Source organism: Streptomyces sp. URMC 127 (genome assembly GCF_051386535.1).
Classification (GTDB): Bacteria; Actinomycetota; Actinomycetes; order Streptomycetales; family Streptomycetaceae; genus Streptomyces.
Map to the genome: position 1 here is coordinate 1 of NZ_JBPQTW010000154.1, position 16,637 is coordinate 16,637.

Genomic DNA, 16,637 nt, shown 5'->3' on the forward strand with positions numbered 1-16,637 from the left:
CCTCATCAGGCACCCGCCCGCCGCCCCGGTCGTGCTGGCCGTCGCCCACCGCCCCCGCCAGGGCGACGGCGCCCTGCGCAGCCTGCTCGCCGAGGCCGCGCTCCACGGCGTCGTACGGCGCGTGGGCGTCGCTCCCCTCTCCGAGGAGGAGGCGCTGTCCCTTCTCCCCGATGACCTCAGCCGGGTCCACTGCGAGACGCTGCTGGCCGCCTCCGGGGGCAACCCCGGCCTGCTGCGGGCCTTCGCCGCGCTGCGCGCCGTGCCCGACCGCTGCGGCGGCACCGCCTTCCCCCTGCCCATCGAGGTCCTCACCGACTGCCTGCGCGACTTCCGGGGGCTGTCGGCGGCCGGCTGGCTCGCGGCCCGGTCGGCAGCCGTGCTCGGCGAGCCCTTCGACGTGACCGCCGTCGGACGGGTCGCCCAGCTCGACGACGCCGCCCTGCGCTCGGCCGTGGACGAGTTGCTGCGCGAGGACCTCGTCCACGGCAGCCACCCCACCCGCGGCCTGCGGTTCCGCAACTCGCTGCTGCGCGCCGCCGCCTACCAGTCCGCCGGCTCCGGCTGGCTGCAGGGCGCGCACGACCGGGCCACCGCCCTCCCGGCCCGCTGGGACAGCGGCTCCGTGCCCCTGGCCCGGCACCTCGAACACAGCGCTCTGGAGGGCGACGCGGCCGGCGCGGGCATCCTGCTGACCGCCGCGGCCGAGCGGCTCTGGGTCGACCCGGCCCAAGCGGCCACCTGGACCCGTACCGCCATGAACCTCGATCCCGCCACCGGCCGGGCACCCGCCGCCCGGCTGCTGCTCGGCCGTGCCCTGGCGCTCACCGGCCGGCTCGGCGACTGCCTGGCCGCGACCGGCGGCACCGGTACGGACACCGCTGACGGACCGGCCGGTTCTGCCCGCCCCTGCCCGGCCGTGACCGCCGCCGCGCACCGCTTGCGGGCCCGCGTGTGGCGGGTTCTCGGCGACGACGCGGCGGCGCTGGCCGAGCTCGAAGCCGCCGCCCGGCACGCCCGCGAACCGGCCGCCCGCGCCCTGCTGCACGCCGAACGGCTGGCCCACGCCCTGGAAACCGGCGCCGCACCGGACGACGCCGGCCTCACGGCCGCCCCGGCGCTGCTCACTGCTCTTCCCCCGGCCCGCCGCGGACGCGCGCTGGCCCTCCTCGCGGCCGGCGCCGTCCGCCGCGGGGAGACCGCCCGCGCCCGCACGTACGCCGACCAGGCGGCCGTTCTCCTCGACGCCCTGCCGGACGACACCGCCGCCCGCCACCTCGACGGCCTCTACTGGCTGGCCACGGCCGAGGCCGGCCTCGGCCGGGCGGGCACCGCCGTCACCCAGTACGGGCGCGGGCTGCGCATCGCCGAGGCCCGGCGGCTCACCACCCTCGTCCCGCGGTTCGCCATGGCGACCGCCGCGCTCCAGCGCGACATCGGCGACCTGGCGGGCGCCGTCCGCCACGCCGCCTGCGCGGAGACCAACGCCGCCGCCGTCGACAGCCCCCGCCTGCTGGCCCTGGCCCTCGCGCTCAAGGACGAGGTCGTCGCCGCGGCCGCCGGCGCGCCCGTCGCCGCCGTGCCGTCGCCCTGCCCGGACCCGGAGCCGGGCCTCGCCGCCCTCAGCAGGCGCGAACAGGAGATCGCCGTCCTCGTCAGCGGCGGGCGCACCAACCAGCAGATCGCCCGGGCGCTGGACCTGAGCCACAAGACCGTCGAGACCCACCTCGGCCGCATCTTCAAGAAGCTCGTCGTCTCCTCGCGGGCCGAAGTCGCCGCCATCGTCGGCCGGTCGGGGCACCCCGGGCGGCCCGGGCCCGCCGTACCCGGACAGCGCACCGCTCCCCATCGGGAGAAGCCCCGACATGACACCCCGGTGCCCGTCACCGCAGAGTGAGGAGGGCCGGAGCCTGCCGCGGCCGCGCGCCGTGGCGCCCCGCGCGCGGCGGCGCCCCGGACCGCGTCGTGACCCCCTCCGGCAATCCCGGACCCCGGAATCCCACCGTGAAAGGCAGGACGGCCATGCCCGACGAGAGCAGTGAGCAGCCGGAGTACCAGGTGGTGCTCAACGACGAGCTGCAGTACTCCATCTGGCGCGCGGACGCGGCCGTCCCGGCCGGCTGGCGGGCCGAGGGCACCTCCGGCACTCGCGAAGCGTGCCTCGCCCACATCGACGAGGTGTGGACGGACATGCGACCGCTGAGCCTGCGCGAGGCGGCGGACCCGGCCGCCTGACCGGCCGCCGCCCCCGTCGTCCCCTTCCCTGCCAGGAGGAATCCCTTGACTACCCCGCTCTCCCCCGACCAGCTGCGGCTCCTCGACAAGCTGCTGGACGAGGCCGGCACCGGCCGGGCGGCGGACCGCATACCGCGCCGCGGCGCCGACCCCCGCGCCGTGTCCCGCGCCGAGCTGTCCTTCGGGCAGGAGCGCCTGTACGTGGTCGAACGGATGCGGCCGGGCTCCGCCCTCTACGCCGGCTCGGGCGCCCTGCGGCTGCGCGGCGACCTCGACCCCGAGGCGCTGCGCCGCTCCCTGCAGCTGCTCGTCGACCGCCACGAAGTGCTGCGCACCGGGATCGAGGAGAGCGGCGACCGCGCCGAACAGGTCGTCCACCCCGCCGGCACCTTCACCGTGGCCCTGCCCGTGCGGGACGTCACAGGCGACCTCGTCGGGGCCGAGCTGGCCGCCGCGGCCGGCGAGGGCTTCGACCTGTCCCGCCCGCCGCTGCTGCGCGCGCTGCTGCTGCGCGTGACGGACGCCCCCGGCCCCGAGTGGGTCCTGGTGCTGTCCGTCCACCACATCGTCGTGGACGGCTGGTCGATGGGCCTGCTCGTGAACGAGCTCGGCACCGCCTACGCGGCGCTCGTCAACGGCGGTGACGCCGCACTCCCCGAACCGGGCCTGCAGTACGCGGACTTCGCGGTCTGGCAGCGCGGGGCGCTGCGCCAGGAGACCCTCGACGAGCAGCTCGCCTACTGGCGCACCAGTCTCGACGGCGTCCCCGCCAACGACGTGCCCACCGACCGGCCCCGCCCGGCCGACCGCAGTTACGCCGGGGACACCGTCCCGCTGACCGTGCCCCCGGCCCTGGCGGACGCCCTGGGCGAACTGGCCCACGAGGCGCAGGCGACGCCGTTCATGGCCCTCGTCGCCGCCTGGTCCCTGGTCCTCGGCCGCTGGGCCGGGGAGGACGACGTGGTCGTCGGCACCCCGCTCGCCGGCCGCACGCGGGCCGAACTGCAGGACGTCGTCGGCTTCTTCGTCAACACCCTGCCGCTGCGCGTCCGCGCCGCGCCGGACGACACGTTCAGGTCCCTGCTGCGCCGCACTCGCGACGTGTGCAACGGCGCCTACGAGAACCAGGACGTGCCCTTCGACCGGATCGTCCACGAACTGCGCCTGGACCGCGACGCCTCCGGCCAGACCGCGCTGGCCCGGCACTGGTTCGTCCTCCACAACACCCCGCCCGCCGCCTTCTCCCTGCCGGGCCTGGAGTGCGAGACGCTGCCCGATCCGGCAGGCACCGTCCGGTGCGACCTGTCCGTCCAGCTCGCCCCCGACGCCGACGGCGGCCTCACGGGCCGGCTTGAGTACTCCACCGAGCTGTTCGACCGCGCCACCGCCCAGCGGCTGGTGTCCGCCTTCACGACCCTGCTGCGGGCCGCCGCCGCCGACCCCGACCGCACCGTCCACGACCTGCCCGTCCTCTCCGAGGAGGAGCGGCAGAAGCTCGTCGGGGAAGACGCGGGCGCAGGCGCAGGCGAGCTCACGGGGCCCGCCCTGGCCCAGTGGTTCGAGGCCCGTGCGGACGCCGCCCCCGACGCCCTCGCCGTCGTCGACGACGCAACCGGCGAGACCCTCACCTACGCCCAGCTGGAGGCCCGCGCCAACCAGGTCGCCCACCTGCTCGCGGAGCACGGCGCCGACCCCGAGGACCTCGTCGGGGTGTGCCTGCACCGGGGCCCCGCCCTGCTCGCCGCGGTGCTCGGCGTCTTCAAGGCCGGCGCGGCCTACCTGCCGCTCGACCCCGACTACCCCCGGGCCCGCCTGGACCTGATCGCGCAGGAGGCGGCGCCCGCCGCCGTCCTCACCACGGACGCCCTGGCCGGCCTCTTCCCCGGCCGTGCCTGCCTCCCGGCCGGCGGCGACGAGCTCGCCGGCCGCCCCGCGCACCGGCCCGCACCGGCACCCGTGCAGCCCGGCTCGGCGGCCTGCGTCCTGTTCACCTCCGGCTCGACCGGCCGCCCCAAGGGCGTGGTCAGCACCCACCGCGGCCTGCTCAACCGCCTGCACGGCATGCAGCGCGACTACGCCCTCGCCCCCGGCGACCGCGTGCTGCAGAAGACCCCGCTCGGTTTCGACGTCTCCCTGTGGGAGCTGCTGTGGCCGCTGGTCACCGGCGCCACCGTCGTCGTCGCCCGGCCGGGCGGCCACCGCGAGATCGACTACCTGCACGAGCTCCTCGACCGGCAGCGGGTGACCGTCTGCCACTTCGTCCCCTCGATGCTGCAGGCGTTCCTCGACACGCCCGACCAGGGGCACCCGGAGCTCCGCGTCCTGCTCAGCGGCGGTGAGGAGCTCTCCGCGCCCCTGGCGGAGCGGGTCCTGGAGCGCTATCCGCACACCCGGCTGTACAACCAGTACGGGCCCACCGAAGCCGTCATCGACGTCACTGCCGGCGAGGTCCGCGCGCCGGTCCCCGCGCGGGTGCCGATCGGCCGTCCCGTGCCCGGCGTCCAGCTGTACGTCCTCGACGACGCCCTGCGCCCCCAGCCGGTGGGCGTACCCGGCCGGCTCTACGTCGGCGGCGCCCAGCTGGCGCGCGGCTACCTGGGCCGGCCCGGCCTCACCGCGGCGAGCTTCGTGCCCCACCCCTTCGCCGCCGGGCAGCGCCTGTACGACACCGGCGACCTCGCCCGCCGCCGCCCCGACGGCACCCTGGAGTTCCGCGGGCGCGCCGACCGGCAGGTCAAGATCCGGGGCAATCGCGTCGAGGCCGGCGAGGTCGAGGCCGTCCTGCGCTCCCACCCCGGTGTCACCGGTGCGCTGGTGATCGTGCACCCCGACGCCCAGGGCGCCCCGCAGCTCGCCGGCTACGTCACCGGCGAGGCCGCGGTGCCCGCCCTCCAGGAGTTCCTGCGGGAGCAGCTGCCCGACGCCATGGTGCCCGCGCACCTGACGCTCCTCGACAGCTGGCCGCTCGGCCCCCACGGCAAGATCGACACCGCGGCGCTGCCAGCTCCCGGGGCCGCCGGTCCCACCGGTCCCTCCTACACCGCGCCCCGCACGCCCACCGAGGTGGCCGTCGCCGCGATCTGCGCGGAGCTCCTGGAGCGCGAACGCATCGGCGTCCACGACTCCTTCTTCGAGCTGGGCGGCCACTCGCTGCTGGCCATCCGGGCCGTCGCCCGCATCCGGGCCGGCCTCGGGGTCGGGCTCCGCATCGGCCAGTTCCTCCAGGCGTCCACCGTCGCCGGCCTGGCCGCGCTCGTCGACGAGCAGAAGGACCGCGAGCGGCAGTCCGGAGACACCGCCTCCGCGGCACCCATCCCGCGCATCGACCGCAGCCGGTACCGCGGCTGACCACCCGTTACGGAGATCCCGATGACACTGACCGACCCAGCAGCCGCCGCGCCCGGCGCCGGCCACGGCTCCGTGACGGTCGCGCGGCAATGGGACGGCCGCACCCTGCCGGCCCTCGTCCGCGCCGACGCGCCCGGAACCGATCTGCTCCCCTGGATCCGCGCCCACCGCGACCTGATCGACGACCTGGCCCACCGGGCCGGAGCCGTGCTCTTCCGCGACTTCGCCGTCACCGGGGCGGCGCAGTTCCGCACGGTCATGGACGCCCTCTCCGGCCGCGTCCTCGCGTACGGCGAGCGCTCCTCACCGCGTACCGAGGTGTCGCACGGCATCTACACCTCCACCGAGTACCCCGCCGACCAGCACATCCTGCTGCACAACGAGCAGTCGTACACCGACAACTGGCCCATGCGGATCGTTTTCTGCTGCGAGCGGCCCGCCGACCGCGGCGGCCGCACGCCCCTCGCGGACTCCCGGCGCGTCCTGGCCGCCCTGTCACCGGAGACGGTCGCCAAGTTCGAGCGGCTGGGCGTCCAGTACGTCCGCAACTACCTGCCCGGCATCAGCCTGGACTGGCAGGAGGCCTTCCAGACCGACGACCCCGGCCGGGTCGCCGCGTACTGCGCCGCCGCCGGCATCTCCGCCGAATGGGCCGACGACGGGCACCTGCGCACCCGCCAGGTGCGCCCCGCCGTGCACACCCACCCCGTCACGGGCGAGCGCACCTGGTTCAACCACGCCGTCTTCTTCCACGTCACCTCGCTGCCCGAGGAGGTCAGCACCGGACTGCGCGAGGCGCTGCCGGAAGAGGATCTCCCCTACAACACGTACTACGGCGACGGCACGCCCATCGAGGACGAGACCCTGGCCGAGCTGCGCGCCGCGTACGCCGCGGAGACCACGGGCTTCGACTGGCGGCAGGGCGACGTCCTGCTCGTCGAGAACATGATCACCGCGCACGCCCGCGAGCCCTTCGAGGGCCCCCGCCGCATCCTTGCGGCCATGTCCGACCCCGCCCGGCCGCAGGCGCACGCCCCGCAGGCCGGAGGCAGCGCATGACCGCCCCGTTCACCGGCCCGGACTTCGCGGGCGCTCCGGTCAGCACCGCCCCGGTGGACCCCGAACCCTTCCTCCTGCGCATCGAGGCGGCCGAGCACGGAATGGCTCTCGACCGGTGGATCCACGCGAACCGGGACCGGCTCACCGAGCAGCTCGACCGCCACGGCGCCCTGCTCTTCCGCGGCTTCGCCGTCGACGGCCCGGCGTCCTTCGGAGCCGCCGCGCGCGCCTTCTCCCCCGAGCTCCTCGACTACATGGAACGCGCCGCGCCGCGGACCGAGGTCGCCGACAAGGTCTTCACCTCCACCGAGCTCAGCGAGGACCAGTGGATCCCCTTCCACCACGAGATGTCCTACGCGCACAACTGGCCCAGCCGGCTCTACTTCTACTGCGACGTCCCCGCGCCGGTGGGCGGCGCCACGCCGCTGGCCAGCGAGCGGACGGTCTACCCCCGCATCCCCGCCGCACTGCGCGAACGCTTCCAGCGGCACGGCGTCGCCTACGTCCGCAACTACAGCCCCGACCTCGACATCCCCTGGCAGGAGGTCTTCCAGACCACCGACCGGGCGGAAGTGGAGGCCTACTGCCGGGCCTCGCGAACCGAGTTCGCCTGGACCGGCGATGACGGGCTGCGCACCCGCACGGTGCGGCAGGCCGTCGCCCGGCACCCCCGCACGGGAGAGACCGTGTGGTTCAACCACGCCCACCTCTTCCACATCTCGAACCTCCCCACCGAGGCGGCGGCCTACCTCCTCGACGAGTACGGTCCCGAAGGCGTCCCCCGCAACGCCTTCTACGGGGACGGCACACCGATCGACGACGAGGACGTGGAGCACATCCGCGCCCTCTACCGCGAGGCGTCCGTCTCGGTGCCCTGGCAGCACGGAGACGTCCTCGTCGTGGACAACTTCCTCGCCACCCACGCCCGCGAGCCCTTCCGCGGCGACCGCAGGATCCTGGTGGCGATGTCCGGCCTCCACGTCAACCACGACCTGCCGCCGGCCGGCACTCCCACGGCCTGAGCCGTTCCGGACCCACCACATGTTCAGGCCGATTGCGGCTGATAGGAGCACCACATGACGTTCGACCCGCTGGCGGTTCCGTCCACCCCGGCGTGCGCAGCCGCCCTGGAAGTGGCCACCGCCTACTGTTCGCCGGCGCTGCTGAACCACTCCGTGAGGGCCTACGTCTGGGCAGCGGCGTACGGCACGGAGCAGGGCATCGCCTTCGACCCCGAGCTGCTGTTCGTGGGGGCGATGTTCCACGACATCGGCCTGGTCCGGGAGTTCGACAACCACACGCTGGGCTTCGACGACGCCAGCGGCCACGTGGCCTGGGTCTTCGCCGCCGCGGCGGGGTGGCCGCCGGCCCGGCGGCAGCGGCTGGTCGAGGTCGTCCTCGCCCACATGCTGAGCGAGGTCGATCCGCACGCGGACCCGGAGGGCCACCTCCTGGAGCGCTCGACCAGCATGGACATCTCCGGGCGGCACATGGACGACTTCTCCGGCGCCTTCAAGGCCGAGGTGCTGCAGCGGTACCCGCGCGCCGGCATCGCGGAGGAGTTTCTCGCCTGCTTCCGCGACCAGGCGGAACGCAAGCCGGCCAGCTCGCCCGCGGCGTCCTTGCGCGACAACATCGCCGAGCGGATCCTCACCAACCGGCTGGACGCGTAACGCGCCGGGAAAATACGCGGGCCCCGGGCCCGGTTCCCTCATGGGGAGCCGGGCCCGGGGCCCGCGTGCGCGTCAGCCGCCGACCCCTGCGAGGCGGTGCGGCCGCGGTGAGCCCGCGAGGTCCGGAGCGTTCACCGCGTCCGGGACCGGGGCGCCCTTGAGGGCCAGGGCCACGGATTCGGCCACCTGGGTTCCCGCCTTCTCCTGGGCTTCGCGGGTGGAGGCGCCCAGGTGTGGGGTGACCACCACGTTGTCCAGGGTGAGGAGGGGGGAGCCGGCGGGCGGCTCGTTCTCGAAGACGTCCAGGGCGGCGCCGGCTATGCGGCCGGTGCGCAGGGCGTCGGTCAGGGCGGCCTCGTCGATGATGCCGCCGCGGGCGACGTTGACGAAGTACGCGGTGGGCTTGGCCTTACGGAGCTCCCGGTGGCCGATCAGTCCGATCGTCTCGGGGGTCCGCGGGAGGTGGACCGTCACGAAGTCGGCGCGGGTGAGGAGGTCGTCGAGACCGGTCATCTCGATGCCGAGGTCCGTGGATCGGCCGTCCACCACGTACGGGTCGTAGGCGATGACCTTCATGCCGAACGCCGTCAGCCGCTCGGCCACCAGCACGCCGATGCGGCCCAGGCCGACGATGCCCAGCACCTTGCCGGAGAGCTCCACGCCCGTGAAGCGGCTGCGCTCCCAGGAACCCTGCTTCAGGGCGTGGCCGGCCTGCGGGACGTTGCGGGCCGCTGCCAGCAGCAGGGCGCAGGTCATCTCCGCGGCGCTGACGATGTTGGCCGTGGGGGTGTTGGCCACGAGGACGCCGGCGCGGGTGGCCGCGCCGACGTCGACGTTGTCGAGGCCGACGCCGGCCCGGCCGATGACCTTCAGGCGGGGCGCGGCGGCGATGACCTCGGCGTCGGCGAGGGTGCCGCTGCGGACGAGCAGGGCGTCGGCGTCCGGGACCGCCGCCAGCAGCGCGGCCCGGTCCGTACCGTCGACATGACGGATCTCGACGCCTTCGCCCAGGGCGTCGACCGCCGCGGGCGAGAGCGGGTCGGCTATCAGGACTACCGGAGGCTTCATTCCAGTTCTTCCGTTCTTCCGTTTTCCGTTCGTCAGCTCTTTACGTCTTCCGGTTCTCGCTCCGTCGCGGTTGCGGCTTGCGTTCCTCCGTCACTGCCACACGACCGCTATCGCCCCTGTCGTCAGGAACACGAGCGCATGCACCGACAGCACCGTGCGCAGAACCCACCGCGTGTCGACCGGACGGCTCGTCGCCGTCTCCGTCTCCGCCTCCGCCTCCGCTTCAGCCTCCGCAGGGGCCTGCAGCACGGTCGTCGCCGGCCGGCCCCCCGACGCGAGCACGGACTCGCGCGCCGGTACGGCCGGTATGACCGCCGCGGCCGCCGGCCCCGGCGCGTTCTCCGCCAGCTGCGCCGCCAGGACGACGCGCGCGCTGGAGGCGCCCGAGGCGAGCGCCGCGCTGACGTTCTGGACGGCCACGAGGTGTCCGGTGGAGTAGCCGAGCGCCTCGGCGGTGTTCGCCTGGCTCGCGGCGAACATCGCGTTCGCCCCGGTGTTGGAACCGGCCAGGAAGCCGCCGACGGCGCCGATCCAGGGCGCGAGCACGAGGTAGGAGGAGCCGATCGAGGCGCAGGCCTCGGCGAGTTCCTGGCTCATGCCCGTCACGGTGAGCAGGGTGCCCAGCGTCAGGAACACGACCGTCGTCAGGGTCACCTGCCACCAGCGGCCGAGCGCCGCGCGGGACGCCGTGCCCAGTACGGGCTCGCCGGCCGTGTCACCGGCTCCCAGCAGCCTGGGCGTGAGGACGGCGGTCAGCAGCAGCCAGCCGCCGGGGCCGGCGACGACCGTCCACCACCCCTCCTTGACGCCCGCCGACTCCAGGACCAGCCGGCTCACCAGGAGGCCGGCGACGAGGAAGGCGTACGGGGAGAGGGTGCGGGTGATGGACTCGCGCCGCGCGCCCGCGCCGTCCTTCTCCAGCAGCCGGGAGACGAGCAGCAGGACGACCATGGTGACGAGTCCGCCGAGGACGCCGGCCAGCGGCACGCCGATGAAGGTGTTGACGGCCCAGATGGTGCCCCAGAGGGCCGCCACGGCCAGCACCAGGTCGCCGGCCGAGGCCACGGCGCGGCGCAGGCCCAGCGCGACGATCAGGGCGGCCGATCCGGTGATGAGGAAGACCGGCGCGGACAGCAGGGCGGAGTCGATGCCCAGTTGCTGGAAATCGACCCCGCCGAGCTCCGCGGCGACCAGGCTGCCCGGCGCCAGGGAGCCCCAGGGCACCGTGACCAGCCCGAGCAGGCCGACCACCGCGGCCTTGGCCGGCGGCAGGCCCAGTTGCCGCAGGAGGGGGATGGCCACGATGACGCCGATGCCGAAGCCGGTGAGCGATTCGGCGAAAGGCGTCACTCCGAGCATGACGAGCAGTACCGCACGACTGGGCGAACTGCACGCGCTGCCTATCCAGTTGCCCAGCCGGGACTGCGCGCCTGTGCGGGTCATCAGCTCGCTGAGCAGGATGCCGCCGAAGAGGATCGCGGCCAGTTCGACGATCGTGGGCAGCATGTGCTGCTCGGCGTGGCCGAGTTCGGAGAGCGGTGTACGGAAGGAGGTGACGGTGATGACGATTGCGGTCGCCAGGGCCGACAGGGCCGCGTAGAGAGCACGCACCCCGAGCGCGAGGAGTCCCAGCGTCACGAGGATGGGGAGGGTTGCGAGAGCAGCGTTCACAGGGCCACCTTTGCTGATGGCGGCTCTGCGGGTGACTCCTTTTCGGACACCGCTGCCGTGAGCATCTCCACGACGCTCCTGTGCGCGTCGCTCAGCGCCCGCGAGAACCCGCCCGGCGACGGCACGTAGTGGTTGTAGAAGGTGGTGCCTTCGGACAGCGGCCCGAGCACCCACATGCGCTCGTCCGCCGCACCGTCCCCGCCGACCGGATGCAGCCCGCGCGTGAGGTCCACGCCCCGGCTGTTCGCTACGGCGGGCCGGTGCCGCCGGATGGTGCCCGTACGGACCAGGCCGGCGAGCAGTCTGCTGCCCGTGCGCTCGACGTCCGGCTGGCCGGAAGTGGCGTGGACGAGCCAGTCGGCGGTGGCGGAGTACGGCTCGGCCAGCCGGGTGGAGGACAGGCGCCAGCACGCGCCCTCCTCGTCCCAGGCCACCTCCGGCTCGGGGCCGAACGGCACAGCGACCGCCCCGGCCCGCAGCAGGGCGAGCAGCTCCTGGTGCCGGTCCAGCTGGGGGCCGGTCACGGAACGGTTCAGCACAGCCGTGAAGGAGCCGTAGAACTCGTCGTGGGACTTCTCGTCCAGCCCCGCGAAGTCGACCGCCCTGCGGATGAGCTCACGGCGGTCGCGGAGGACCTCCAGGGCGGCCTTGAGCGGGCTGCCGGCCAGGCCCGCCTCGGCCTGCTCCAGGTCCGCGGCCAGGCGGCCGGCGTACCAGTCCTGGTAGGCGCGGCTGCCGGAGAGGTCGCCCGGTTCGGGGAAGAGCAGCTCCTCCGGGTCCAGGGTCCCGAAGGCTGCCCTGTGCTCCTCGTCCAGCCTGTCCAGCTCGGCGTCCAGCCGTCCGGCCGCGACGGCCTCGCGGAGGGCGGTCACCGCACGTTCCTCAGCCGCCGGGCCGCCGTCACCGCCGAGCAGTGCGGCGCAACGGAGGTGGAAGGCGGCGCGCATCTCCGTGCGGACGAGCGGCAGCAGGTCGCCGTGGAGGCTCAGGCCCTCCTCGGGGGCGTCGGCCCGCAGGCGGTCGACGGCCTCCGCCGTGAACACCAGCGGCTCGTACAGTGCGCCCTCCCGGTTGGCCCTGGGGCGGGCGCGGAACGGCAAGCCCGTACGCGAGTACAGCAGGATGCGGGGCTCTTCACCGCTCGGGACGTACTGCAGCGTCCCGCCGGTGGCCGTGTACCTGCCGCCGCGGCCGAGAGTGAGCGCTGCGAGGGCGTCCATGCCGGACAGGCCGGTACCTGCCAGGGCGACCGTCCGGCCGGGCAGGATGTCCGCGAACCGGCTCGCCGGCGGGTAGATCTCCCGCACCCTGCGGTGCTCGCCCAGCGGGCGGTTCCGCTCGGGCTGGGCGGCCGGCGGGGTGTGCCCGGTGGTGAGGAAGACGAACGGGGCGGTCAGGACGCCGCCGTCGGCGAGAACGATACGGCGGTTGCCGCCGGGCAGGACGGTGAGGTCAGTGGCCTCGGTCCGGTGGAAACGGATCACCAGGTGGCCGGGCGCGCGGTCCACGACGCGCTGGAGGAACCACGAAAGGTACTCGCCGAGGATGCGCCGCGGCAGGTAGTCGTCCTCGCGTATCTCGCGCCCGGAGGGACCGAGCGTGTAACCGTCCTCGGCCATCCGGAGGCCGCGTTCGCGGACCCACTCGTAGAGGTTCGGCCCGCGGTCGCCGACGGTGTCGCCGACCGTGGCCTCCTCGGGAAAGGGGGAGACCTGGCTGCAGGTGGTGTTGAGCAACAGGTAATCCGGCTGAGCCGGGTCGTGAATGCCGGTGGCGTCGCACCGCGGGTCGACGACATCGACGGTGAAGGGCCGGCCGCCCCATGCGGGCGCCGACGTCAGGGTGACGATCCGCTCCAGGACGCCGAGGCCGCGCGAGCCGAAACCGATGATGCAGACGCCGGGTCCGGTCGGCACATTACCTTCCGTGGGCAAGGAGGACGCGGAAACAGGTTGAGAAGAAGTCTGAGAAGAAGTCGGAGAAGACGTCTGGGAAGAAGTCTGAGAAGAAGTCATCGTCACCACCGCCGCGTCTCGCCGAAGAAGTCCGGTACGTCGACGGCTTCGCCGCTCTCCCGCGCCGTGCGGTAGACGTGCATGCCGACGGCGAGGTCGAGGACGCCCAGCCCGAACGGGGAGAAGATCACCGGCCGGTCCTCGGCGGGCCGGATGCCTCCGAGGATCACGTCCGCGAGCGTGCCGTCGATGAAGTCGCGGTGGCCGTACTTCTGCTCGGCCAGGTGCGGCGAGGTGTTGGCGGTCATGCAGTGGTCGACGTCGTCGAGGATGTTCTGCGCACCGAGGATGATCTCCGGGCCGATGTCGCGCAGGGAGACGTTCAGCACGACCTGGCCGGCGGCGAAGGCCGCGGGGTCCGTGATGTACGGCTCGCCGGCCGTGGTGGCCAGGACAACCAGGTCCGAGCCGGTCAGGGCGGCCGTCAGGTCGTCCTCGACCGTGGCCCGGTGGCCCAGCGAGGAACCGGCGTACTCGGCGAACGCCTTGCTGTACTCGGGCAGCCGGTCGTGGATGACGAGGTTGTCCACAGACCACTCCTGGGCGGTGAAGAACTCCAGGATGTTGCGGGCGATGATGCCCGCGCCGACGATGGTCAGCCGCCGGGCGGTGCGCCCACCGGTCAGCTGCTCGGCGGCGAGGACGGCGGAGGCGGCGGTACGGGCCGCGCTGATCTGGGACGCCTCCAGGCAGGCGAAGGGATAGCCGGTCTCGTAGTCGTTCAGCAGGAGGGCCGCCGAGGCGCGCGGGAACCCCTTGGTGATGTTGCCCGGGAAGCTGCTGATCCACTTGATGCCCGCGACATCGGCCTTGCCGCCGAGGTAGGCGGGCAGGGCGATGATGCGGCTGTCGGGCTTGTCGGGGAAGCGCAGGAAATAGCTGTTGGGATTGACCGACTCGCCCGCGTGGTGGGTCAGATAGGTCTCGCGCACCTCGGAAACGATCTGCTGCCGTGTGCGGCCGATGATGTCGCGTGCGGTCTTTCCGCCGATGACGCTGAACTCGAACATTGCTTTCCCTTCGGGGACTACGGGGACTTCGGGGATAGGGACGGACTGTGTGGGCGTGGGCGTGGGCATGGGCGTCGGCGTGGCCGTGGGCGTCGGCGTGGCCGTGGGCGTCGGCGTGGCCGTGGGCGTCGGCGTCGGCGTCGGCCGCAATCGCTATACGGCCGTCATGACCGGCACGACTGTGCCGGGACCCGTGGCCGCGGACTCGGCAGTGCGTCCGCACTGCCGTCGCCCGGCATGGCGGCGGCATCCGCGCCGAACCGTTCCTGCACCCACGCGTCGTCGTAGATGGTGCCGAGGTACCGGTCACCGAGATCGGGTGCGATCGCCACGACCTGGGCGCCGGACGGGATTTCCGCCCGCTGTCGCTCAACGGCGGCCAGGACGGAGCCGGTCGAACCGCCGGCTGCGATGCCGCGCTGCGCGGCGAGCACGCGGCACATGTGCACGGCTTCGGCCTCGGGAACCATGACCACGTGCTCGACCCGTTCCGGATCGAGGATCTCGGGCCGCCTGCTGGTGCCCAGCCCCGGTATGTGGCGCCTGGCGGGCGGATTGCCGAAGGTGACCGAACCTACGGTGTCTACGGCTATCACCTTCGTCCGCGGGGAGTTCTCCCGGAAGTACACGATGCAGCCCATCAGCGTTCCGGTGGTCCCGGCGCCCACGAAGAGATAGTCGATGTCGAGCCCCTGCTTGACGATTGCGGCCGCCGTGCGCTCGTAATGCGCCCTGGGATTGGCCGGGTTCGCGTACTGGTTGGGCCAGACCAGCGAGGGATCGCCCGCGATGCGCCGGTGGATGTAATCGATGCGGGACTGCAGGAATCCGCCGTTGCGGTCCCGCTGATCGACGGAGACGACCTCCGCCCCGTAGGCCCGCATCAGCGCGATGCTGTGCGCCGACGTGTTGGGATCGACCACGCAGGTGAAGCGGTAGCCGCGAGCGGCGCACACCGAGCTCAGCGCGATGCCGAGATTGCCGGAGGAGGACTCGATGACGTGGCCGCCGGGCCCCAGGAGCCCGCGGTCCTCCGCGTCCTCGACCAGGCCGACGGCGGCCTTCATCTTGATGGAACCGGCCGGGTTGAAGCCTTCGACCTTGAGCAGGAGATTGACCCCTGATATGAAGCCGGACAGGTCGAGAAAAACGTCGTCCAGAATCATTTCGTGAGTGCTCTGATAGATCATTGATCGCCTCGCATTTCCGCGTACCCCGGGGTTTCCCCGTGTCCCGGGCGGGCCGGCGTGGCGGCGGGCTGCAACAGGCGGGAGAGTCACCGGCCTGTTCTTTTCCACCGGCCTGCTGTTACGTGCGCGTCAGCGAAAGAGGCTGCAGGAAACGCGTACTCCACATGAGATCCCCCCGTTGCGCGGCGGTAGGCCGGGCCGCCACTCCCTGGTGATCAACTCTGGCCCGGACACTGCTCGCCGGTCCATGAGAACCCATGACGACAAGTCTCCAATGGAGTTCTCGTCACCCGTAGATAAGGTGATAAACAATGTCAAATGCGGACCAGCACACAGGCGGCGCCGGGGGCGCGGTAGGGGGCACCGGAAGGCGTGAGGCGGCCGCTGCCGGGGTCGGCCCGGAATACCGTGACGGAGCCCGATCGCTGGTTCGCCGCGAAGAGCAGGCGCTCGTCGGGAGAGAAAGCCATGTGCCGCGGGAAGTCGCCGCGCACCGGCACGGTGTTCAGCAGGCGCAGCCTCGCGCCGGAGGACTCGACGGCATAGCGGGCGATGCTGTTGTGGCCGCGGTTGGCGAGATACGCGAAACGGCCCGACTTTCCGACGAGGAGCTGCGCCGGACGGTTCACGGAACCGGACGTGCCGGAACCGGTGGGATGCGCCGGGCCCGGGCTGAGGTCACCCGTCGCCGGATCGTAGGCGCAGACGACGACCGTGTTGTCGAGTTCGTTCGCCACGTACGCGTACTTGCCGCGGGGGTGAAAGGTGAGATGGCGCGGCCCGGCCCCCGGGGCGAGGCTCACATAGGCAATGCGCGTGAGTCTTCCGGTGGTTGGATCGAGGCGGTAGGTGTAGACCGTATCGTTCCCGAGATCCACTGCCAGGACGAAGCGTCCGTCAGGGCTCGTGACGATCTGGTGGGCGTGTGCGCTTTCCTGACCGGGGGCCGGCGGGGGAACGAGGTGAGCGACCACGTCGGCCGGTTCGGCCAGGCCGCCCGTTGCGTCGATCGGGTGAACGGCCACGCTCCCGGAGAGGTAGTTGGCAGTCAGCAGCCAGCGGCCGCTCGGGTGCACCGATACGTGACACGGCAGACCGCCGCCGGTGCTCCACGCGCCCAGGATCCGGCGGTCGGCCAGCCGGATGGCCGTCACAGTGCCGTCCTGCTGCTCGTTGACGGCGTAGAGGGTGTGGCCGCGCGGGTGCAGCGCCAGGTAGGACGGGTCGGCGACCCCCTCGATCACTTCCGCCGCGGTGATCAGCCCCGTACGCCGGTCGTACGTGGCGAGCCCGATGCCGGTGCCGCCGCCCGGGACGGAGGTGTACGCGCCGAGGAGCAGCCGACCAGGGCTCGGGCGGCGGCACCGGCAT

11 protein-coding genes and 1 pseudogene are annotated in these 16,637 nt (G+C 73.1%); 6 read left to right on the forward strand and 6 right to left on the reverse strand.

From position 1 onward, the window contains the following. The 6 genes from ACSNOH_RS25085 to ACSNOH_RS25110 all read left to right on the forward strand — a co-directional run. A partial coding sequence (locus ACSNOH_RS25085; protein WP_436723686.1) for a LuxR C-terminal-related transcriptional regulator occupies positions 1-1,894 on the forward strand: 1,894 nt, incomplete at its 5' end. A 125-nt stretch (positions 1,895-2,019) separates the two neighbouring features. Beyond that, on the forward strand, positions 2,020-2,232 hold the full coding sequence (locus ACSNOH_RS25090; RefSeq protein ID WP_364966311.1) for an MbtH family protein: 213 nt from the start codon (positions 2,020-2,022) through the stop codon (positions 2,230-2,232). Positions 2,233-2,277: 45 nt separating this feature from the next. Continuing rightward, complete coding sequence (locus ACSNOH_RS25095; RefSeq protein ID WP_436723687.1) at positions 2,278-5,580, forward strand: non-ribosomal peptide synthetase; 3,303 nt, start codon at positions 2,278-2,280, stop codon at positions 5,578-5,580. A 21-nt stretch (positions 5,581-5,601) separates the two neighbouring features. After that, positions 5,602-6,639 carry a TauD/TfdA family dioxygenase gene (locus ACSNOH_RS25100; protein WP_436723688.1) on the forward strand — a complete coding sequence of 346 codons (1,038 nt, stop codon included), beginning with the start codon at positions 5,602-5,604 and terminating at the stop codon, positions 6,637-6,639. Further along, positions 6,636-7,661, forward strand: a complete 1,026-nt coding sequence (locus tag ACSNOH_RS25105; protein ID WP_436723689.1) for a TauD/TfdA family dioxygenase — start codon at positions 6,636-6,638, stop codon at positions 7,659-7,661. Before ACSNOH_RS25100 ends, ACSNOH_RS25105 begins: the two co-directional genes overlap by 4 nt. 54 nt (positions 7,662-7,715) lie before the next feature. Further along, complete coding sequence (locus ACSNOH_RS25110) at positions 7,716-8,312, forward strand: HD domain-containing protein (RefSeq protein WP_436723690.1); 597 nt, start codon at positions 7,716-7,718, stop codon at positions 8,310-8,312. Positions 8,313-8,441: 129 nt separating this feature from the next. On the opposite strand, the pseudogene ACSNOH_RS25115 reads toward ACSNOH_RS25110, so the two are convergent. The 6 genes and pseudogenes from ACSNOH_RS25115 to ACSNOH_RS25140 all read right to left on the reverse strand — a co-directional run. After that, positions 8,442-9,380, reverse strand: a pseudogene (locus ACSNOH_RS25115) (hydroxyacid dehydrogenase); the annotation flags it as partial. 90 nt (positions 9,381-9,470) lie between these two features. Then, the gene (locus ACSNOH_RS25120) at positions 9,471-11,051 is read right to left on the reverse strand and encodes an L-lactate permease (protein WP_436723691.1); all 1,581 of its coding nucleotides are present in this window, start codon (positions 11,049-11,051) and stop codon (positions 9,471-9,473) included. Then, a complete protein-coding gene (locus ACSNOH_RS25125) occupies positions 11,048-12,967 on the reverse strand; it encodes an FAD/NAD(P)-binding protein (RefSeq protein ID WP_436723692.1) in 1,920 nt (639 codons plus the stop codon). Before ACSNOH_RS25125 ends, ACSNOH_RS25120 begins: the two co-directional genes overlap by 4 nt. A 101-nt stretch (positions 12,968-13,068) precedes the next feature. Further along, positions 13,069-14,076 (reverse strand): 2,3-diaminopropionate biosynthesis protein SbnB, encoded by a 1,008-nt coding sequence (gene sbnB, locus ACSNOH_RS25130; RefSeq protein ID WP_436723693.1) that lies wholly within the window; start codon positions 14,074-14,076, stop codon positions 13,069-13,071. A 164-nt stretch (positions 14,077-14,240) separates the two neighbouring features. Beyond that, positions 14,241-15,242, reverse strand: coding sequence for a 2,3-diaminopropionate biosynthesis protein SbnA (gene sbnA, locus ACSNOH_RS25135; protein WP_436723694.1), 1,002 nt, complete (start codon positions 15,240-15,242; stop codon positions 14,241-14,243). A gap of 338 nt (positions 15,243-15,580) precedes the next feature. Further along, positions 15,581-16,637 (reverse strand): lactonase family protein (locus ACSNOH_RS25140; RefSeq protein ID WP_436723695.1); only part of this gene is annotated, 1,057 nt, incomplete at its 5' end.